The sequence below is a fragment of the Muricauda brasiliensis genome, from assembly GCF_003057865.1.
Lineage (GTDB): Bacteria > Bacteroidota > Bacteroidia > Flavobacteriales > Flavobacteriaceae > Flagellimonas > Flagellimonas chongwuensis.
This window is the reverse complement of the sequence record NZ_QBTW01000003.1, coordinates 200,081-220,984: the sequence shown is the minus strand read 5'-3', so window position 1 is coordinate 220,984 and position 20,904 is coordinate 200,081. Positions and strand designations below refer to the sequence as shown.

At 41.7% G+C, this 20,904-nt stretch carries 19 protein-coding genes; 9 read left to right on the top strand and 10 right to left on the bottom strand.

What is annotated here, in order from left to right; all coding sequences use genetic code 11:
* The 4 genes from DCK90_RS02705 to DCK90_RS02690 form a co-directional block, all read right to left on the bottom strand.
* Window positions 1-1,404: a TolC family protein gene (locus tag DCK90_RS02705; RefSeq protein ID WP_234414583.1), complete on the bottom strand. Its 1,404-nt coding sequence runs from the start codon at window positions 1,402-1,404 to the stop codon at window positions 1-3.
* A gap of 13 nt (window positions 1,405-1,417) precedes the next feature.
* Window positions 1,418-4,690, bottom strand: coding sequence for an efflux RND transporter permease subunit (locus DCK90_RS02700; RefSeq protein WP_108244634.1), 3,273 nt, complete (start codon window positions 4,688-4,690; stop codon window positions 1,418-1,420).
* 20 nt (window positions 4,691-4,710) lie between these two features.
* On the bottom strand, window positions 4,711-5,793 hold the full coding sequence (locus tag DCK90_RS02695) for an efflux RND transporter periplasmic adaptor subunit (RefSeq protein WP_108244633.1): 1,083 nt from the start codon (window positions 5,791-5,793) through the stop codon (window positions 4,711-4,713).
* 148 nt (window positions 5,794-5,941) lie between these two features.
* Window positions 5,942-6,343: a hypothetical protein gene (locus DCK90_RS02690; RefSeq protein ID WP_108244632.1), complete on the bottom strand. Its 402-nt coding sequence runs from the start codon at window positions 6,341-6,343 to the stop codon at window positions 5,942-5,944.
* A gap of 246 nt (window positions 6,344-6,589) precedes the next feature.
* Between DCK90_RS02690 and DCK90_RS02685 the strand changes: the two genes are divergently transcribed.
* The 3 genes from DCK90_RS02685 (at window position 6,590) to DCK90_RS02675 (ending at window position 8,382) form a co-directional block, all read left to right on the top strand.
* Complete coding sequence (locus DCK90_RS02685; RefSeq protein WP_234414580.1) at window positions 6,590-7,174, top strand: Crp/Fnr family transcriptional regulator; 585 nt, start codon at window positions 6,590-6,592, stop codon at window positions 7,172-7,174.
* 65 nt (window positions 7,175-7,239) lie between these two features.
* Window positions 7,240-7,680, top strand: coding sequence for a carboxymuconolactone decarboxylase family protein (locus DCK90_RS02680; RefSeq protein ID WP_108244631.1), 441 nt, complete (start codon window positions 7,240-7,242; stop codon window positions 7,678-7,680).
* Window positions 7,681-7,794: 114 nt separating this feature from the next.
* Window positions 7,795-8,382 carry a hypothetical protein gene (locus tag DCK90_RS02675; protein WP_108244630.1) on the top strand — a complete coding sequence of 196 codons (588 nt, stop codon included), beginning with the start codon at window positions 7,795-7,797 and terminating at the stop codon, window positions 8,380-8,382.
* Between the two features lie 40 nt (window positions 8,383-8,422).
* On the opposite strand, the gene carB is transcribed toward DCK90_RS02675, so the two are convergent.
* Both carB and rpmH read right to left on the bottom strand, forming a co-directional pair.
* Complete coding sequence (gene carB / locus DCK90_RS02670; RefSeq protein WP_108244629.1) at window positions 8,423-11,275, bottom strand: carbamoyl-phosphate synthase large subunit; 2,853 nt, start codon at window positions 11,273-11,275, stop codon at window positions 8,423-8,425.
* Between the two features lie 94 nt (window positions 11,276-11,369).
* Window positions 11,370-11,528, bottom strand: a complete 159-nt coding sequence (gene rpmH / locus DCK90_RS02665; protein WP_072882462.1) for a 50S ribosomal protein L34 — start codon at window positions 11,526-11,528, stop codon at window positions 11,370-11,372.
* Window positions 11,529-11,697: 169 nt separating this feature from the next.
* Here rpmH and DCK90_RS02660 point away from each other — a divergent pair, with 169 nt between their 5' ends.
* The 4 genes from DCK90_RS02660 (at window position 11,698) to DCK90_RS02645 (ending at window position 13,966) form a co-directional block, all read left to right on the top strand.
* Entirely contained in the window at window positions 11,698-12,213 is a 516-nt protein-coding gene (locus tag DCK90_RS02660; RefSeq protein WP_108244628.1) for a hypothetical protein, read from the top strand.
* Between the two features lie 171 nt (window positions 12,214-12,384).
* Window positions 12,385-12,714: a PadR family transcriptional regulator gene (locus DCK90_RS02655; protein WP_108244627.1), complete on the top strand. Its 330-nt coding sequence runs from the start codon at window positions 12,385-12,387 to the stop codon at window positions 12,712-12,714.
* Between the two features lie 3 nt (window positions 12,715-12,717).
* Window positions 12,718-13,242: a permease prefix domain 2-containing transporter gene (locus tag DCK90_RS17080; RefSeq protein ID WP_234414578.1), complete on the top strand. Its 525-nt coding sequence runs from the start codon at window positions 12,718-12,720 to the stop codon at window positions 13,240-13,242.
* A 64-nt stretch (window positions 13,243-13,306) separates the two neighbouring features.
* Window positions 13,307-13,966, top strand: a complete 660-nt coding sequence (locus DCK90_RS02645; protein ID WP_159075747.1) for a peptidoglycan DD-metalloendopeptidase family protein — start codon at window positions 13,307-13,309, stop codon at window positions 13,964-13,966.
* Between the two features lie 17 nt (window positions 13,967-13,983).
* On the opposite strand, the gene DCK90_RS02640 is transcribed toward DCK90_RS02645, so the two are convergent.
* Both DCK90_RS02640 and DCK90_RS02635 read right to left on the bottom strand, forming a co-directional pair.
* The gene (locus tag DCK90_RS02640) at window positions 13,984-14,952 is read right to left on the bottom strand and encodes a lytic transglycosylase domain-containing protein (RefSeq protein ID WP_108244625.1); all 969 of its coding nucleotides are present in this window, start codon (window positions 14,950-14,952) and stop codon (window positions 13,984-13,986) included.
* A gap of 47 nt (window positions 14,953-14,999) precedes the next feature.
* Window positions 15,000-15,662, bottom strand: coding sequence for an alpha/beta hydrolase (locus DCK90_RS02635; RefSeq protein ID WP_108244624.1), 663 nt, complete (start codon window positions 15,660-15,662; stop codon window positions 15,000-15,002).
* Between the two features lie 163 nt (window positions 15,663-15,825).
* On the opposite strand from DCK90_RS02635, the gene DCK90_RS02630 reads away from it, so the two are divergent.
* A complete protein-coding gene (locus DCK90_RS02630; protein WP_108244623.1) occupies window positions 15,826-16,119 on the top strand; it encodes a GNAT family N-acetyltransferase in 294 nt (97 codons plus the stop codon).
* A gap of 49 nt (window positions 16,120-16,168) precedes the next feature.
* Here the strand turns inward: DCK90_RS02630 and mtaB are convergent, their stop codons facing one another.
* A complete protein-coding gene (gene mtaB, locus DCK90_RS02625) occupies window positions 16,169-17,497 on the bottom strand; it encodes a tRNA (N(6)-L-threonylcarbamoyladenosine(37)-C(2))-methylthiotransferase MtaB (RefSeq protein ID WP_108244622.1) in 1,329 nt (442 codons plus the stop codon).
* A gap of 455 nt (window positions 17,498-17,952) precedes the next feature.
* Window positions 17,953-19,089: a BspA family leucine-rich repeat surface protein gene (locus tag DCK90_RS02620; protein WP_159075746.1), complete on the bottom strand. Its 1,137-nt coding sequence runs from the start codon at window positions 19,087-19,089 to the stop codon at window positions 17,953-17,955.
* A 514-nt stretch (window positions 19,090-19,603) separates the two neighbouring features.
* On the opposite strand from DCK90_RS02620, the gene DCK90_RS02615 reads away from it, so the two are divergent.
* The gene (locus tag DCK90_RS02615) at window positions 19,604-20,902 is read left to right on the top strand and encodes an alpha-L-fucosidase (protein WP_108244620.1); all 1,299 of its coding nucleotides are present in this window, start codon (window positions 19,604-19,606) and stop codon (window positions 20,900-20,902) included.
* Window positions 20,903-20,904 lie beyond the last annotated feature (2 nt).

Below are 20,904 nucleotides of genomic sequence, written 5' to 3'. Positions count from 1 at the left end.
TTAATTCCAGCCACCGCCCAAGGCGCGGTACATATTTACCTGGGCCAACAACTGGTCTTTTTTGGTCTCTACCAGTTCCATTCGGGATTCCAAGGCCTCCCGCTGCGCCAAAAGCACTTCGATATACTCTACCCTTGCAGATTGGAACAAACGTGTGGAAAGGTCAATGGATTCCGTTAGGGCCTGTACTTGACCATCCTTTAATTCATAACTCTTTTTCAAGTTATCAATATTGGACAACTGATTGGCCACCTCGATATAGGCATTCAAAATGGCTTTTTCATATTCAAAAACCGCTTGCAACTGTTTGTCAGTAGCATTTTTATACTGCGCTTTGAGAGCATTTCTGTTTATTAAGGGAGCTACCATATCACCAATGGCCGAATACAATACGGATTCCGGTGTAGTGGTCAGGTACTTGGTATCAAAAGCTTCCAATCCTAAGCCTGCCTTTATGGTAAACTGCGGATAGAAATTGGCTTTGGCTGCTTTTGTATCCAATTTTGCTGCAGCAAGTTCAAACTCTGCGCTACGCACATCGGGCCTGTTCTGCAACAACTGTGAAGGTATGCCGGCATAAATGGTATCAATCGGCGTATCAATAAAGTTGTCGGATGGCCTTTGAATATGTTGTGGCGTGCGTCCCAACAAAAAGTTCAATCGGTTTTCCGCCTCCACAATTTCCTGCTGTATCTCATACTTATGGCTTTGGTTTTTCATGACTTCAGCCTGAAAACGCTTAACCGCCAATTCGGTAGCACGGGCAGCCTGCTTTTGCAGTTTTACCATGCGTAATGCGTTCTGTTGAATCTCCAAGTTCTGGTCTATGATGGACATTTGGTTGTCCAAAGCCATCAATTCATAATAAGAATCGGCAATTTCCGCAACCAGATTGGTTACCATAAAGTTTTTACCTTCTATGCTGGACAAGTAGTCATACACCGCGGCTTTTTTCTCGTTGCGAAGTTTCTTCCAAACATCGAGTTCCCAAGTGGCGAAGGCCCCGACCATATAATTGGTCAGGGGTTCGGGGAACTCTTCGCCTTCCTTCACCTCATGGTTTTTTTCTACCGCACCATTTCGAGTGTACTCTCCCACTTTCTCAACTTCGGCACCAGCCTGAAGGTTGACAAATGGCAAATACTCACCTTTCTTGGCCTGAATCCTATTTTTGGCCATGTCAACCCCTTGCAACATAATATTCAACTCTTGGTTCTTCACCAAAGCCGAATCTATCAAGGCAATAAGGTTTGGGTCTTTAAAGAACGACCTCCATTCCATCAAACCGGTATTCGTAGTATCGGAGGATTGATTTTGATAGGCCTCTGGAACCGCTACATCCTCGTCCCTTATCTCACGAGTGGGTACACAGGAATAAACAGCAATCAGCGTTATAACTCCCATTAAAAGTGATTTACTAAACTTCATCTTGGTTGCCTTTTTTGTTTTTATTTCCATTTTTTTGGGTCGTCATTTTTTTCAAACGTTGATTCATCAAGCGCAGACGGGCCTTCAATTTAAAAACTGTGTCGTTTCGATGAAAAAACTCTTCCGACATTGGTTCATCATGCTGATCTTTGATCAAACTCTTGCCATCCGCCATTTTTGCAAATATGAAGTATAGGCCGGGAATCAATAACACCCCAAATAACGTTCCTACAATCATACCTCCCATTGCCGAACCACCAATGGTCTTATTCCCTATGGCACCTGCTCCTGTTGCAATTACCAAGGGGATCAACCCGGCAATAAATGCAAAAGATGTCATCAAAATTGGACGAAAACGCTGTCTGGCACCTTCTATGGCGGCATCAAGTATGGTAGAACCTTCGCGACGCTTTTGTACGGCAAATTCCACGATCAACACAGCATTTTTACCGAGAAGCCCCACCAGCATTATAATACCTATCTGTGCATAGACATCATTGGCCAGTCCCATTGCCTTCAAAAGGAAAAAGGAACCGAAAATACCAACGGGAAGCGACAGGATAACCGCCAGGGGCAGTAAAAAGCTTTCGTATTGGGCCGCTAATACCAAATACACAAAAATGAGTACAACTATAAAAATATAGAGCGATTCATTTCCTCGCTGGGCCTCATCATAGCTCAATCCTTCCCATGCAATATCGTACCCCCTTGGCAATGTTTGCTCTGCAACCTCTTCAATGGCCTTGATAGCGTCCCCGCTCGTAAAGCCCGATGCGGGCAAACCACGTATGGCCGCTGAGTTATACAAATTGTAACGTGTAATCTCATTGGGGCCCAACTTCTTTTCCATGGTCATAAACGCTGAGTAAGGAACCATCTCCCCTTCTTCACTTTTTACAAAGAGTTTTTCCAGGTCTGATGGCATACCCCGATATTCGGGAGCAGCTTGAGTGTAGACCTTGAAGAACCTTCCAAAACGGATAAACCCTTGTTCATAAGTACTACCGATCAAAATGTTCAGGTTTTCCATTGCTTTACCAATGGATACCCCTTTCTGCATAGCTGCCTTATTATTGATTTTCAACTCATACTGTGGATAGTTTGCCGCATAGAAAGTGAAAAGGCCCGCCAATTCATCTCGCTCGCGAAGGGCATCCATAAATTCGTTGTTGATACGTTCAAACTCATGATAATCGGTACCGTTTGTTTTATCCAATAAGCGCATGGAAAATCCACCGGAGGAACCAAAACCCGGTACCGCTGGTGGCTCAAAATATTCGATAACCGCGCCCAAGTCCTTTGTCTCTTCCTCCAATTCTTCCATGATCTCGTGAACGGAATGTTCTCTTTGCGACCATGGTTTAAGGTTGATCAAACAAGTACCGGCATTGGAACCACGACCTTCGGTCATGATTTCATAACCTGCCAAAGAAGAAACGGATTCCACACCTTCTGTTTCTTCGCAAATGGCCTGAAGTTTTCTGGCAACTTCATTGGTTCTCTCCAAAGTAGCTCCTGGGGGTGTTTGGATGATAGCATAGATCATTCCTTGGTCCTCATTGGGAATAAATCCGCCCGGAAGTACTTGATTTGTGAAGAAAATACCGGCACAAAAAGCAATCAAAACACCAAAAGTGACCACTCTACGGTTAACGATTTTGCTCAATATCCCGATATACCTCCCTGTTAGTTTCTCGAACCTTCGGTTAAACCAATCTATAAATCTATTGATGGGAGATTTTCTTCTGGGTTTTCCGTGATTGTTCTTCAACATCATAGCGCAAAGCACGGGAGTCAATGTAAGTGCTACCAAAGCCGAAATTATAATAGATCCCGCCATGGTTATGGAAAACTGCCTGTAGAACACCCCTACCGGGCCCGTCATAAAGGAAATGGGTATGAACACGGATACCATCACCATGGTTATGGCAATAATCGCCCCTCCTATTTCTCCCAATACTTCATAAGCGGCCTTATAAGGTGTCAGGTTCTCTTTTTCCATCTTCATATGGACTGCCTCCACCACCACAATGGCATCATCTACCACAATACCGATGGCCAAAACCAGGGCAAATAGTGTGATGAGGTTAATGGACAATCCAAAAAGCTGCATCACAAAGAATGCACCGATGAGGGATACGGGCACTGCTATAATCGGAATCAATGTGGACCGCCAATCCCCCAAAAAGAGGAATACCACTACTGCGACCAGAATGAAGGCATCTCTTAACGTATGCAAAACCTGTTCTATGGAGGCATCTAAAAAGTTGGACACATCATAACTGATTTTATAATCAATTCCAGGGGGCATTTCTGCTTCAAGCTCAGTCAGTTTTTCCTTAACAGATTTAATGACGTCACTACCATTACTGCCAAATGTTTGTTTCAAAACAATAGAGGCGGATGGTTTTCCATCAAGATTGGAATAAATATCAAAAAATTCGCTTCCTAGTTCCACATCAGCTAAATCACCAAGCTTCAACATCTCCCCCTCTTCATTGGCTTTTATGATGATGTCCTTATACTGATCTGGTTCGTTGTACCTGTCCTGATAGACCAATACATACTCCAATGATTGTGCTCGCTTTCCAGAACTTCGTCCCAGACGGCCAGGTCTTGCCAGGATACTCTGTTCCTCCATAGCCTTCAGGATTTCCTCGGCCGACACATTGTAAGCTCGCATACGGTCTGGTTTTAACCAAACCCGCATCGCAAACTTTCGGCTACCGAGGATTTGGGCACTGGCTATACCATTGATACGCTGTATTTCTGGGATCATTTTGGTATATGCGTAATTGTACAGGAACTTTTCGTCGTTGTTTTTGGCATCGCTGTACAGGTTGACATACATCAGCATACTGGGTTGCACAGGGGTAATGATCACTCCTTCTCGTTGCACCAGTTCTGGCAACAACGGCATTACTTGGTCTACCCTTGTCTTTACCCGAACCACGGCTTGGTTGGGGTCGGTGCCCGGTTCAAAAATCACTCTTAAAGTTCCCTCTCCAGCACTTGTTGCATCGGACGCGATATACCGCATACCCTGTACCCCATTTATTGAGGTTTCCAAAGGAATAAGGGTTGATTTCACCAACACATCAGCACTTGAACCAGGGTAAGCAATAAAAATATTGACCGTGGTAGGGGCGATTTGTGGGAACTGCGAAATGGGCAGTTGTTTTATGGCCAACAGTCCTGTAAATACAATTATGACAGAGATCACAATCGCCAATACAGGTCTGTGTATAAATCTTTTAAACATGTTTAAAATTTATGGGATTGTTACTCAGAATAAAGGTCTAGATGAGAAAGTATGGATTCCGGCTTTTCGAACTCGTAATGGATTTTTTCTCCGTTTCTAACCATACGGATGCCCTCCAAGAGCACTTTGTCTTTCAACGAAAGTCCTTTTTCTACCACAAAAAGATGTGGCAATTCGGCACCAACTATAATTTCACGTTGCTGTACGGCATCGTTCTCATCAAGAACAAAAACAAACTTTTTGTCCAGAACTTCAAAAGTTGCTTTTTGGGGGATCAACATAGCGTTTGCCAATGGCACCCTCATTAAGATACTTCCTGTTTCGCCATGTCTTAAAATCCCATCAGGATTGGCAAACGTTGCCCTAAAGGCTATGTTTCCTGTTTCGTTGTTGAACTCGCCCTCAATGGTTTCGACCACTCCGGGTTGGTTGAACTTTTTGTTGTTGGCCATTAAAAGTTCCACCTGTTGTTTCTCGTTCTTCTTAGCACTGGTAATGTAATCCAGGTACTCGGCTTCGGGCACATTGAAATATACCCACATTTTGGAATTATCGGACAGTTTGGTCAATAATTCCCCTTCATCCAAAAGACTACCTTCCCTAACTTCCAGATGGTCCATTATACCGTCAAATGGAGCGCGGATGTCTGTAAATCCCAAATGGGTCTCGGCCAAACTCACTTCGGCCTTTGCCCTATCAAACTCTGCTTTGGCCATTGCCAATTCGTTGGCGGATACTACGTCACCATCAGCCAATAACTTGGTATTCTTATATTCTATTTCGGCCACTTCTGCTTCGGCCTTGGCCTTTTGTAAATCGGCCTGATATACATTTGGCATAATATGGAACATTCGTTGCCCCTTTTTTACATGTTGTCCCTCATCCACATAAATGTGCTGTAGGTACCCTTTTTCCAAGGCCCTAAGCTCTATATGCCTAGTGGAATGGATTTGACATACATAATCTTTGGTGATGGATGTGTCCATTTGTATTGGACTGGACACGAGATATTTGGTTTCTTCCTTGTTTTCGTGTTGTTTGGATTCGCAGCTCACATAGCACATCGCTACAAGCAAGCCGATGAAGATAGAAAATCTCCTCATAGTTTTACTGGTTTAAAAAATGTTTAGAAATGGTCAAGGGAAGTCCGAATCCACTTAAAGGGACCTGCCCTTGGTTATTGATTGATACCCAAAGGGATGCTGAAGATTACAAAAGAACACAAGGCTCTTTATGCAAAAAAGTGGAAGTCTAAATTCGGAAAACTTGAAATCTAACGTGCTTCTTTATGGATGAAGAGGATTTGGGATGTTCGAGCCCAAAACTTGTGTTAGATTCCAAAAACAATTGCCCCCAAGAGGCGCAAAATAAATTGGCAGTAAAAATACTGCCATACTCAAAAGAAAAACTATGTGATGATACTTCTTCCTCACGTTCGTCCTTTTCTTCTATATCTATTTCAGCACAGTGTCTTTTTTCGTGCCCTAGCTGCAATAGGTTAAAGGTAGCTGAGGAATGGTGATTCTCTAAGTTTTGAAGATAGCAGACATTGTCCGCAACTGAAGATTGTTGCGAATCAGCATATAAATTTATGAATCCCCCCAACAATAGGAGAAAGAGTGGAAACAAATATTTTGCGAATGCCTTTTTCATTTCGGGGAACAAAGCTATGTTACCCAGACTTCTCGAGCAAATAGTAGTTGTTAATTATGGTTAAAATCGATTAGTGGGCTATTTTTCTTGATGAAAATTTTGTAAACGATGGCAAAAAATCAGAATTAGGTAAATTGTATTTTTAAATTACCTCACGGTGACAACTTTATTATTGATGATTTGAATGAAAAATCACTCAGATTGAATCTTTTCCATTAATTTACATTTAAAAGTTACCATTCCATTTTGAAAGCTACCGAACACCCTTTTTACCACCATCTAAAAAAATATGTTTCTTTCGAGGATGCCGATTTTCCAAAAATGCTTTCCTATTTTGAAACACTTACTTTGGGCAAAAAGGAAATAGCAATGCAAGCTGGCAATCCTTGCAACCATAATTACTTTGTGATGAAGGGTTGCCTACACATGTATTTTACTACAGAAAAAGGTACGGAACGTACTGTTCAGTTTGCCTTGGAGGGTTGGTGGCTGACCGATTTTTTGGCTTTCCAAAACCGTAGCAGTACGGATTTCAACATACAAGCCGTGGAAAAAAGTCAGGTTTTATCCATTTCCAGCGAACAACAAGAGTTGTTGTTAGAGGAGTTTCCAATGCTAGAGCGCTATTTTAGAATTATTTATCAAATTGCTTATGGAGCATCATTGATCAAGGTCAAATATCTCTATGATTTATCCAAAGAGGAAATTTACCTTCATTTCACCGAGCATTTTCCTGAGTTTTCCCAAAGTGTGCCACAATATTTAATTGCCTCCTTTTTAGGGTTGACACCAGAATATGTAAGTGAGATACGGGCCAAGAACCGTTCTTAAACCCGTTTAAGTTTTCTGCCTTTCAACTGGAATACCTTAGCACCATCATTCTAAAAGATATTATTATGGAAAAAAGAATTCAAATTGATGCGGTGGAACCTTTGGCCTTTAAAGCCATGTTTGGCCTGGAAAAATATCTGCAACAGAGCCCACTCGACAAAATTCATTATGAATTGATAAAAATTAGGGCTTCGCAACTCAACGGATGTGCCTTTTGTTTGGATATGCACACTAAAGATGCCCTAAGGTTGGGCGAAGACCCTACACGGATATTTTTGCTTGATGCATGGTGGGAAACCGATCTGTTTTCTGAAGAAGAGAAGGTAATCCTAAAAGCTACAGAGGAAATTACCCTAGTGCATAAAAATGGGCTCAGTACCGAAACCTATCGAAAAGCTACCAAGCTGTTCAATGAAAATTACATTTCACAAATTATAATGGCCATTGTTACCATAAATGCGTGGAACCGTATCGCGATAAGCACCCATAAACCTATACAGAAATAAGTGTTTTCGGCAAATAATCTTGAGGAGGCCCCATTGTGGGCCTCTGTTTGTTTAGCACATATCAAACAAATATATCCTATATTAGTGTGTCCTAAATACCTCTAAAACTATTACATGAGAACCCAATTTGCTTCTATATTTGTTTTGTCGATACTTTTCTGTTCAGCATGCAAAAACTTCAAGGCAAAAGAAAACGATTCCGAACCAAAAGATGAAAATTTCAATACCATTGGGGTCAATAACGAGTATCAAATAGAAATTCCTCGTTTTATGAATGGCACTACGGGTTTGAACGAAGAAGCATCTTTGCAGTATCAAAGCTTGCGCCATGAGGCTTACCTGCTTATAATTGATGAACCTAAATTAGGTTTTGAACAGGTATACCGTGATTTGGAGCAATATGACGATAAGCTCTCCGTATTACAAAACTATAGGGATGCCCGTATTCAAATACTTTCCAGAACAACGAAAATCATTAATAAATTCAATTCAAAACCCTTTAAAATAAATGGACTAGATGCGGAATTTTTGGAACTCGAGGCCAAAGTGAATGGTGTGAACGATGAAATTTTCTATTTTCTAACCTTTGTTGATGGGGGTGAAAAGGTTTATATGATAATGGCCTGGACCCTTAAAAACAGAAAAGAGGAACATAAAAAAACCTTTAAAACGATTGCCGAATCTTTTGAACTTATTGATTAGGAAACCGCTTTAAAGGCTTATAATGTAGTGATACAGTCTATTACTTGCTCAGATACATCTTTCTTCTTGCATACAAGTTATAGAACTCATCATCTTTTAGGCTATCAATGAAAAGTATGCTCTCTCCGGTACTCTTCATCTCTGGCCCCAAGTTTTTGTTCACATTTGGGAATTTATTGAAAGAGAACACGGGCTGTTTGATTGCATATCCATCCAAATGCGGCTTAAAGTCAAAATCCTTGACTTTTTTCTCGCCCAACATTACTTTGGTGGCATAGTTAACATAAGGCTCCTTGTAAGCTTTTGCTATGAAAGGGACTGTACGCGATGCCCTTGGGTTCGCCTCAATGATATACACGATATCATCTTTTACTGCAAACTGAATGTTGATCAAACCTACCGTATTGAGCGCCAAAGCAATCTTTTTGGTATGGTCTTTTATCTGTTGCAACACAAATTCACCCAAGTTAAATGGTGGCAATGTGGCGTTAGAGTCTCCCGAGTGGATTCCACAGGGCTCGATGTGCTCCATGATTCCGATGATATAAACATCCTCCCCATCGCAAATGGCATCTGCCTCAGCTTCGATGGCTCCGTCCAAATAATGGTCCAAAAGCAACTTGTTGTTCGGTATTTTGCGCAACAAATCCACGACATGGGCTTCCAACTCTTCTTTATTGATCACAATTTTCATGCCCTGACCGCCCAAGACGTAGGATGGTCTCACCAACAATGGAAACTTTAGCTCATCTGCCAAATCCAAGGCCTCGTCAGCTGTTTCCGCTACCCCAAATCTTGGGTACGGAATATCATTGTTCTTTAACAAAGTGGAGAAACTACCCCTATCCTCTGCCAAATCCAACGATTGGAAACTGGTTCCAATAATGTTGATGCCGTATTTATCCAGCTTTTCAGCCAATTTCAATGCGGTCTGACCTCCCAACTGAACAATTACACCTTCCGGCTTTTCGTGTAGAATGATGTCGTATATGTGTTCCCAGAATACCGGCTCAAAGTAGAGCTTGTCCGCAGTATCAAAATCCGTGGAAACAGTCTCTGGGTTACAGTTGATCATAATAGTCTCGTAACCACACTCAGCAGCAGCCAACACACCGTGCACGCAGCAGTAGTCGAACTCGATTCCTTGGCCGATACGGTTTGGACCAGAACCTAGTACCACAACCTTCTTCTTGTCGGTCACCACACTATCGTTGGCCACGTAGCGTTCGCCGTCGGCAGTTTCTATCTCCTCTTCAAAAGTAGAATAGTAATACGGAGTAACAGCTTGGAACTCTGCAGCACAAGTGTCCACCAACTTATACACTCTGTTGATGTTCAAATCCATACGCTTGGTATGTACTTCGCTCTCCCAACAATCCAGCATGTGAGCGATTTGTCTGTCCGCAAAACCTTTTTGTTTAGCTTCCAACAACAGGGCTTTTGGCAAGCTTTCTATGGTATATTTTGATATTTCTTGCTCCAGATAGTGCAATTCCTCATATTGTTTAAGGAACCACATATCTATCTTGGTGATTTCGTGGATACGTTTTAATGGAATTCCCAGTTGAATGGCATCGTAGATGACAAAAACCCTATCCCAGCTCGGCACTCTTAATTTTTCGATAATGGTTTCGTAGTCCTTATAACCCTTTCCATCGGCACCTAATCCATTTCGCTTGATTTCCAAGGACTGTGTGGCTTTGTGCAAGGCTTCTTGGAACGAACGTCCAATTCCCATCACCTCTCCTACGGATTTCATCTGTAGACCAAGGGTTCTGTCAGACCCTTCAAATTTATCGAAGTTCCAACGTGGTATTTTTACGATTACGTAGTCCAAGGTCGGCTCGAACAAAGCAGATGTGGATTTGGTAATCTGGTTATCCAACTCATCTAACGTATAACCGATGGCCAATTTGGCCGCTATTTTTGCAATCGGATATCCAGTGGCCTTGGATGCCAATGCAGACGAACGAGAAACCCTTGGGTTGATCTCGATGGCGATAATATCTTCTTTTTCATCTGGACTAACGGCAAACTGTACGTTACATCCACCTGCGAAGTCCCCTATACTACGCATCATATGAATGGCCATATCCCTCATACGTTGGAAAGTACTATCTGAAAGCGTCATGGCCGGTGCTACGGTGATAGAGTCTCCGGTGTGGATACCCATCGGGTCCATATTTTCAATGGTACAGATGATTACTACGTTGTCGTTTTTATCACGCAACAGCTCCAACTCGTATTCTTTCCAGCCCATCAAGGCCTTATCTATCATTACTTCGTGGATGGGAGAAACTTCCAATCCATGGCTCAACATATCATCAAAATGTTCCGGATCGTAAACGATACCTGCTCCAGCCCCACCAAGGGTAAACGAAGCTCGAATCACCAAAGGGAAACCAAATTCCTGGGCGATTTCCTTTCCTTTTAAGAATGATGTAGCGGAAGCCTGAGGTGGCATCCCTACCCCTATTTTAAGCATGAGTTCCCTAAACTTCTCACGATCTTCAGTAATATTGATGGCATCGATATCAACACCAATAATCTCCACGCCAAAGTCTTCCCAAATACCTTTTTCGTCAGCTTCTATACAAAGATTCAATGCTGTTTGTCCTCCCATTGTCGGCAAAACGGCATCAATATTCGGGTGTTTTTGAAGAATTTCTATGATTGATTTGGTTGTTAACGGTTTTAGATAAACATGGTCTGCCATGGCAGGGTCCGTCATAATTGTAGCTGGATTGCTATTTATCAAAATGGTTTCGATTCCGTCCTCGCGCAGGGAGCGAAGTGCTTGGGAACCAGAATAATCGAACTCACATGCCTGACCGATGATGATCGGACCAGAACCAATAATCAAAATGGAATTTAAATCTTTTCTTTTCGGCATTTTCTTTAGGGGTTTCTCGTTATTTGCTTATATGTCAAAAAAAAGGTGTTACCTAGAAAAGTAACACCTTTAATTTAAATAATAGATACTATCATTATTTTTTATGTCTTGGCTCAGAGGAAACAGTTAATCTCTTTCTTCCTTTGGCTCTTCTTCTCGCAAGAACTTTTCTACCATTGGCAGTCGCCATGCGCTCCCTAAAACCATGCTTGTTTCTTCTCTTCCTTTTTGACGGCTGATACGTTCTTTTCATTTCGGAACTCTTTAATGGATTTTGTTGATGGGAAAATTCTTTTCCCTAAAAAATTCTGGGCGCAAATATACAAAGACTTTTTACTTTGACAAGCCCAAACTTAAAATATTTAATTAACTTTTTAGTACTTTTGCCAGCGCTTAACGTAAGGTAAAAATCACTAGACAATATGTTCAATAAAAATATCAAGCTTGTTATTGCCGTTCTGATCATTGCTTATGCCGTATACCAATTCGTAGAAGGCAATATTGGCAATGGAATTGCTTTGGTCTTGCTTTCCCTCGTGTTCATTTTCTTATACTTTAGAAACGAGTTTATCCTTTTGGCCTTTCTTAAAATGAGGAAACAGGATTTGGAAGGAGTTCAAGGCTGGCTTGATAAAATTAAGAACCCCGAATCCGCTTTGATCAAAAAACAGGTGGGATACTACAATTACTTGCATGGTATTATCTATTCACAAAAAAACCTGACCCAAGCCGAGAAGTACTTTAAAAAAGCCTTGAAATATGGTTTGACAATGGATTACGACGTGGCCATGGCTAAATTAAGCTTGGCGGGCATTGCCATGCAAAAGCGTAGAAAGCGTGAAGCAACCCAATTGTTGAACGAAGCCAAGAAATTGGACAAGAACAACATGCTTACCGACCAGATCAAGATGATGCAGCAACAGATGAAGAAGATTTAAGAGGTTTTCTTTTTCACTCTCACTCTCCTATTTCTTTTCTTTTATATTGATGGGTGTATTACAATAGTAGTATAAGTGCTTGATTTGCCCACAACAACCCTTTATAAAATATTTTAACTACAATGTAGTTTATTAAAAACTATTAACTACATTTACGGTAAATATATTGAAATGAACAAAGCAACACTTGGGGAATTTGAGGAGATTGTTTTACTGATTGTCGCCATTTTGAACGGTGATGCCTACAGCGTGGCCATTATCTCGGAAATTGAAGAGCGGTTGGACCGGAATGTTAGCTTGGGAGCCATACAGACCGTTTTAAAAAGACTGGAGAAGAAAGGTTTGTTGAAATCAGATCTTGGTGATGCTACGAATGAGCGGGGCGGAAAACGAAAACGTCTCTATGAAATTACCGCGGAGGGACAAGAATTACTAGACCTGACAAAAGCCCAAAGAAATTCCCTTTGGAATGCCATACCCAAGCTATCATTCAATTTTTAAGCAATGAACCCAAAAGAACATAAGCCGTTACCAATTGCATTGGCATTCTTTAACTGGTACTGCCATCCCGATTTTCGAGAAGAAATTGAGGGAGATTTAATGGAGCGCTTCAATAGGTATTGCTTAAAATATGGGTACGCCAAAGCAAACAGACTCTTTGTAAAGGATGTCCTTTTTCTATTTCGCCCAGCCATCATTGGAAATATTTATCACTTAACACATACAGATACTATGGAACTTACACATCAAAACAAACGACTTATCACTATTTTGGCCATTGCCTTGCCCATTCTTCTTATCCCGTTCATCGCTATGGGTTTTACCAACGAAGTTAACTGGTCAGTTTTCGACTTTCTCGTGATAGGTGTTCTATTGTTTGGCGCAGGACTGGTGCTTGAACTTATTTTGAGAAAGGTCAAAACCTTAAGTTATCGCATTATCTTGGGCATTGCATTGTTCGCGGTCTTACTTTTGGTTTGGGTAGAACTTGCCGTTGGCATTTTTGGAACACCATTGGCCGGTAGCTAAAAAAATAAATTACAGAGCCCTTCACTTTAACTATTTCGTCTGTACCTTGATGTGTTTTTCAATTATGTACTATCCCCTCTGCCTTAATGGCGTTAACATCTACCCCCTATTTGGTAATTTCTTGATAGGTGCGCCTTACATCTTTGATTTTTCTTCCAAAAACCCAAAAACACTGGAATACAACCTTTTTGATTTTAAGGAATTCAACGATGTTATTTTTGATGAATTGAAGGCCACTTCTTATCAATGGGGTATAGGCAGGTATTTGGAAGAGCGAAAAACACTCCTACGCGCCTACCCTAACATTATAGAGGAAAAACGGTATTACCATCTTGGACTTGATATCGTAGTACCGTACGATACGGCAATGTACACACCTTTGGACGCCGAAGTTTACAAAACAGGGAAAGAAACCACCGTAGGCAATTACGGGGGCTATATCATCCTAAAGCATGATGTCAACGGCGTAGTTTTTTATTCTTTGTATGGCCATTTGAAAACGCCGCACCTAGTCAGCGAAGGTGAAAACATTAAAGCCGGTCAAAAATTCTCGCACATAGGCAAAGAAAGTGACAGCGGCGGTTGGTTTTGCCATGTGCACCTTCAAATTCTCACCCAATCAGCGATGGATGCCGGATATTCCGATTGGGGATACATTTCGCCAGGATTACTGCCAAACGTGGAAACATATTTCCCTTCGCCTTACTTTTTGTTCAAATACTAAAAATGTAAGTCAAGAATTTACTTCCCGGTACTCCCCACTCGGTAATATCCTTTGTTCGGGATTTCGATAGTGTATTTTTTTCTGGAAGAATTGTTCAAGTGCGGCTCGCGCAACCATGGGTTATGGCGCTTCAACACTTTGTAGTTGATTTCGTAAAGCTCTGCAAAATCTGCCCAGTTGGTCACGGCGGTATCTATCTCAACCGTAAAGGTGGGTACTTTTTCGTACATATCGTCCTCCTCCAATTGAAAACCATATTTGTCACGATTGGAAATAATTTCCTTTATGGCCAAAATGCGGAACACATAGCGGCCAGTCTCCTGCCCCAATAGCAAGTCGTAATAATCATCCACCTGCTGAATGCCCATATATTTTTGAATCCCCGCAGGTCCGGCATTGTAAGCAGCTGCGGTCAAAGTCCAGCTTCCAAATCGGTCCTTCCACTTGTTCAAATAATCACAGGCCACTTGGGTAGCTTTTTCAACATGATAGCGCTCATCTACATTATCGTTTACTTCAAGACCGTACTCTCTACCCGTACCTTTCATTATCTGCCAAAAACCGGTTGCGCCGGCTGGGGAAACAACATTCTCCAATCCGCTTTCGGCAACGGCCAAATATTTAAAATCGTCAGGAATACCGTTCTTCTTCAAAATCGGCTCAATGATTGGAAAGTATTTGTTGGCCCGCTTCATCAACAATAGGGCATTGGACTGCCAATAGGTATTTACCAAGAATTCTCGGTCTACACGCTCCATAATCTCAGGGTCTTCCTGTGGCACGGTTTCCCCAGCAAAGTTTAAATCTTTGGGAATCTCAATGGCACTAATTTGATAGGTGTCAGCCACATTTTTATCCGTAACCTGCGGCTCGGACACCTTTTCTACTGGCTTCTCTTCTACTCCATCAGACTGCACAGCAAAAATTAAAGTGCTCACTACAGCTATTAATCCAATAAATGCCAATATATTTTTTAAGTGTTTCATGTCTTCCCAATTTTATGTTACGTAAAGATACTATTATAAAGACGAAATTATTCCAAAATAATTGTGGGGAGATGCTCATTAAACCATCTAGCTCGATGGATTATCATCGTATGTGTACCATTTTTTACCACGGTACACTCCTTTATATTGACCATAGGAAAAACAGCATCACGCTCCCCTTGGATATGTACAACATTTGGAGGAGGTACCTCTTGCTGCCAATTCACAATTTGGTCTATGCACCAATCAATATAATATTTGTCGCGAATGGATAGATATTTCTCGTATAAATGAAGCCTTTTGGTCACCGTTTCGCCAAAGGCATATTTGGCCAATAATTCCACATTGTTGACCAAACTAGTAGGCAAAAGTTTGTGAACTTTGGTGTATTTGGCAAAAATCATTCTTTTGGGCAGTTCGTGCCTGCTTTTTACGGAAGACACCACGATTACTTTTTTAACCGGGATGATTTTGGCCATTTCCTGCACCAACATACCACCAAACGAAACCCCCAACAAAACAGGGTTGGGCTCATTGATCTCTTCGCACATCTTTTGGGCATAGTCCATCAGGCTCATTCCCTTTTCGGGAACAAACCATTGCAGTTTATGTACGCTAAATTGATTTTCCGGCAGCTTGATCTCATCAAATATGGAAACGTTGGCAGCCATTCCTGGCATAAGGTACACATGGGTTCTATTATCGGACATATGACACCAAATATCGCTAAGCACTAGGAAATTAGCAATATTTTGACTAATTTTGTATCCCTTTTGCAGCCAACCCCGCTTAACGAGCATATTTTTTTAATCAGGGGAATATAGAAATGCCTTTTTGGCATTTCTGAAGGTCATTTAAAAAAACAAGTACTATATGACAACATTGGAAATCACTGACAATAGTTTCTTGCGTCAATTTGAAACTACGGTCAATGGGCATTTAGCCAAAATTGAGTACTCTTCACAGGAGCGTAAGGTATTTTTGACAAAGCTGGTTATTCCAGAAGAAATTACTGAAGAGGGTTTTAAAGAGGATTTCATCAAAGCGGTATTGAACGAAATCCAAGAAAGCAACCTTAGAGTTGTTCCAACAAGCCCACAGATTGCAGGTTTTCTTAGAAAAAACAGGCAATACAAAGAAATGTTACCAGTAGGTATCCGAATTTGATCTAACCAATCATCAGAAAAGCATGAACCTCCTCAACCGGGAGGTTTTTTTATGCAGTTACCTCATTGGATACAAACTCGAACCGTACCAGACCATCGGCATCAATATCGGTAAGCTCCACTTTATGTAAGGTATTCACCAAATTAGGGTCCCAAGGTGCTTTTACCTTTACGTAGTTTTCAGTAAATCCGTGGATGTAGCCCTTTTTATTTTCGCCTTCGAACAATACAGTTCGTATAGTGCCTAATTGACTCTCGTAGAACGCTCTTCGTTTTTTGGCTGATAAGCCCCTCAGCATCTTACTGCGTTTACTACGCACTTTTTGGGGCACCACATCATCCATTTCAGCAGCAACTGTGTTATCCCTTTCAGAATAAGTGAACACATGTAAATAGGAAATATCCAAATCGTTCAGGAAATGATAGGTCTCCAAAAAATGCTCGTCGGTCTCGCCTGGAAAACCAACAATCACATCTACCCCAATACATGTATGGGGCATCGCATTTTTGATGCGATTTACCCTATCCACGTACAAATTGGACAAATAACGACGACGCATCTTTTTTAAAATATCATCGCTACCGCTCTGTAACGGTACATGAAAATGAGGCACAAAAGAATTGCTCTGGGCCACAAAATCGATGGTCTCGTTCTTGAGCAGGTTGGGTTCAATGGAAGAAATACGAAGTCGGTGGATTCCTTGAATGGTATCCAAGGCCTTTACCAAATCCAAAAAAGTATGTTCGTGCTTCTTGTTACCGAACTCTCCTTTTCCGTAATCACCAATATTGACGCCCGTCAACACAATCTCCTTGATATCCTGCGATGCGATTTCCCGAGCATTGTTCAGAACATTCTCCAACGTATCGCTGCGAGAAATACCACGTGCCAGCGGAATAGTGCAATAGGTGCATTTATAGTCACAGCCATCCTGAACCTTCAAAAACGCTCGGGTACGGTCGCCAATGGCATAACTGCCCACGTAAAAATCGGCATCCTCAATTTCACAGGAATGTACTTCACCTTTATCATTTTTGGTAAGATCGTTCAGGTAATCGGTTATTTTGAACTTTTCAGTAGCTCCGAGTACCAAATCCACACCATCCACTTCTGCCAGTTCCTCCGGTTTTAATTGTGCATAACAGCCAACTGCAGCCACAAAAGCATCAGGATTTGCCTTTTGAGCTTGTTTAACGATGGTCTTAAATCGCTTATCGGCATTCTCCGTAACCGAACAGGTATTGATCACATACACATCCGCCTCTTCCGAAAAGTCCACACGCTCAAACTCCTCCTTTTCAAAACCTCTGGCAATCGTAGAAGTTTCGGAGAAATTGAGTTTACAACCAAGCGTGTAAAATGCGACTTTTTTGCTCATATACCTGCCTTGTGATTAAGGGGCGCAAAGATAGTGATTTGTTGGGAGTTATCGCAACGGTTGGGTGAAAGGTGAAAGGTGAAAGGTGAAAGGTGAAAGGTGAAAGGTTAAGGGTTAAGGGTTAAGCGAAAGTAATGGTTCGATTGTTGGATTATTGGATGGTTCGATGGTCAGTTACCATCTTGACACGAATTCCACGAATTTTCACTAATTGAATGCCGGGCCCTGAGCGGAGTCGAAGGGCTGTTCAGCATTTATGTCGTAGGTAATAGGTTCTCGACTCCCCTCGAACTGACAATTGTGACCTGTTTATTGTTTATTGTTTGTTGTTCACTGCCAACTGCCTACTGAGTCCTGAAATCTCATTTCCCACTATTCATATCTAAATACTAAAAAGAAAAAACCGGAAAAGCACTTGGCCCTCCCGGTCTTTGCATTATAAATATCTTTTTGTGTTAATTACAGTTTTTTAAACCATCCCATTCGAATTCCCAATTGTTTGGCTCACTTGATAAAGTAGTAAAAGCTGCAAGTCCACTGGCATCGTTAAAGCATACATGCAAACCTTCAGCACCTAAAGTTACATTGGGTTGTACCTCTTGGCCCGCCCAGCCAATAAGCGTGTTGGAAAAATTAAGTGCGGACATTCCACTATTGTTCAGCATATTCAGCATATTTAATACACTACCAATATCCCAACCACCTAAATCTTGATCAAAAGAAGTGGCACCAGAGAACATGTTTTTCATACTTATAGCTTTCGAAGTATCCCAACCACTTAAATCTCCGTTAAAAGAAGTAGCTCCTTTGAACATATCGGTCATATGTGTGACATTTTTGGTATCCCAACTACTGATATCCCCGTTAAAGGATGTGGCCCCATCAAACATACCTATCATATCTTTAACTTTACTCGTGTCCCAACCACTTAAATCTCCGTTAAAAGAAGTAGCATCCTTGAACATGAAACCCATACTAGTTACACCAGAAGTGTCCCAACCACTGATGTCCATGTTAAAGGAGCCCACCCTAAAGAACATACCGGTCATATCGGTTACGTTGGAAGTGTCCCATCCGCCAATTTCCCCATTATCTGTAAAGGCATGTGAGAACATATAGGCCATATTGGTTATGGTGGAAGTGTCCCAACCACTGAGGTCGCCACTTATGTGCCACGCACCTTGAAAGGTTTTTTCCAAACTGGTTACCTTACTAAGGTCCGGGGCATCTGTAGCGGTGTATAACATTTCGGTGCACCACCTAAATGCACAAGATAAATCCTGCCATACTATATTGCCCCATTGTTCCATACCTACCAATTTTTTCCCTTCATCATCTGAGAACTCAAAAACGGTGTTCATATTAAATGCTGGGAACTTCCCTTGTATTGCAACCCGGTAGACACCCGGGTCCGAGTAAATGTGTTCAAACATATTGATGTCAGGTACCTGATTAATACACTCTACGGTACCATCGCCCCAATCTATGGTGAAGTCATAGTCATAATCGGAATTGGCCGCAATATAAATGGCCTCCTCGGGAGCGGTGGTCTCCCATTTGGTTATAAATGAAGTGGTGTCCTTTTCTTCCATTACAATGATTGCCTTTTTTAACAATTAAAATCAAAGCAAATTCAGGAATTATATCGAAATCTTGACTGCTAATTGACGTATGCCCTGTTTGAGTTGACGGATGATACGTTTGGATTGACGAAGAATTCGGGTTAAGGGTTAACGGTTAAGGGTTGAGGGTTGAGGGTTGAGGGTTGAGGGTTGAGGGAAAATAATAGTTGGATCATTGGATGGCTGGATGATTAGAAGTATGGTCCCTGAGCGGAGTCGAAGGGACATTCTTGTTCGATTGTTGAATGGTTCGATAGTTGGTCTTTAGGAAAGCGTTCTCGACTGCGCTCGAACTGACAAGTGATAATTATTGACTGCCTTCTGATTAACAGCCACCGTTAATTGCATGTTCCTCATTGATAACTGTTAATTGTCTATTGTTCATTGTAAACTGCCAACTGACTCCTGACTTCTGACTTCTACCCTCTGCATTCTGACATCTTTTAAGTACCTTGTTCGTTCATACCAACCGTAAAACAACACCATGAAAAAAATAGCACTCCTCATCTTTTTTGTTCTAATCGCCAATCTATCTGTTGCGCAAGAATACCAGCCCACCAAAGAAAACCTTGAAAACCGGGAATGGTACCAAGACGCCAAATTCGGTATGTTCATTCATTGGGGCGTGTATTCCGTTTTGGGCCAACACGAATGGGTGATGGAAACTGAATCAATTGACGTAAAAACCTATGAGAAACTGCCCGCCTTTTTCAATCCCACCGAATTCGATGCTGAAGAATGGGTGTTACTGGCAAAATCGGCAGGTATGAAGTACATCACGATTACTTCCAAACACCATGATGGCTTTGCCATGTTCGACAGTAAATTATCGGATTGGAACATTATGGACCGTACTGTTTACCAAAAAGATATCATCAAACAAATGGCCGAAGCCTGTAAAAAGCACGATATAAAGTTATTTCTGTACTACTCGCAACTGGACTGGCACCATAACGATTATTATCCAAGGGGTGACACAGGGGAAAAAGCGGGACGACCAGACCATGGGAATTGGGAAAGCTATTTGGATTACATGAACGGTCAGCTCACAGAACTCTTGACCAATTATGGTGAAATAGGCGGTATTTGGTTTGACGGCTGGTGGGACAAGAAAGAAGCCGATTGGCAACTCAGAAAAACGTATGATCTGATTCATGAACTGCAACCACAGGCCATGATAGGTAGCAACCACCACCAAGCACCCAACCCTGGGGAGGATTTTCAAATGTTTGAAAAAGACCTGCCTGGAGAAAACAAAGGTGGTTATAGTGCCGAAGCAACCGTTGGAAAGCTCCCCCTTGAAACCGCGGAGACCATGGCGCACCGTTGGGGTTTTTCTTTACAGGACAAAGCATATAAGTCATCCAAAGAACTGATTCAGTATTTGGTGAAGGCCGCAGGATACAATTCCAATTTTTTGCTCAATGTAGGCCCAATGCCGAACGGTAAAATTCAGCCTGAGTTTGTAAAGACCTTAAAAGTTATCGGAGATTGGACAGATACCTACGGTGAAACCATTTACGGGACAAGAGGCGGCCCTATTTCGCCGCAGAGTTGGGGCGTATCTACCCAAAAAGAAGATAAAATCTATATTCACATTATGGATTGGAAAACGGATAGTTTCCTTTTCCCAACAATTCAGGGTGAACTAAAATCTGTTTTTGATTTTCAAACAAAGAAGAAATTGAAACATGAGACCAATTCTTACGGAACCCTGGTGCAGCTTCCTGAAGGACGGGATTATGGCCAAGCAGATTTTGTGTTGGAAGTGACTATCAAATAATA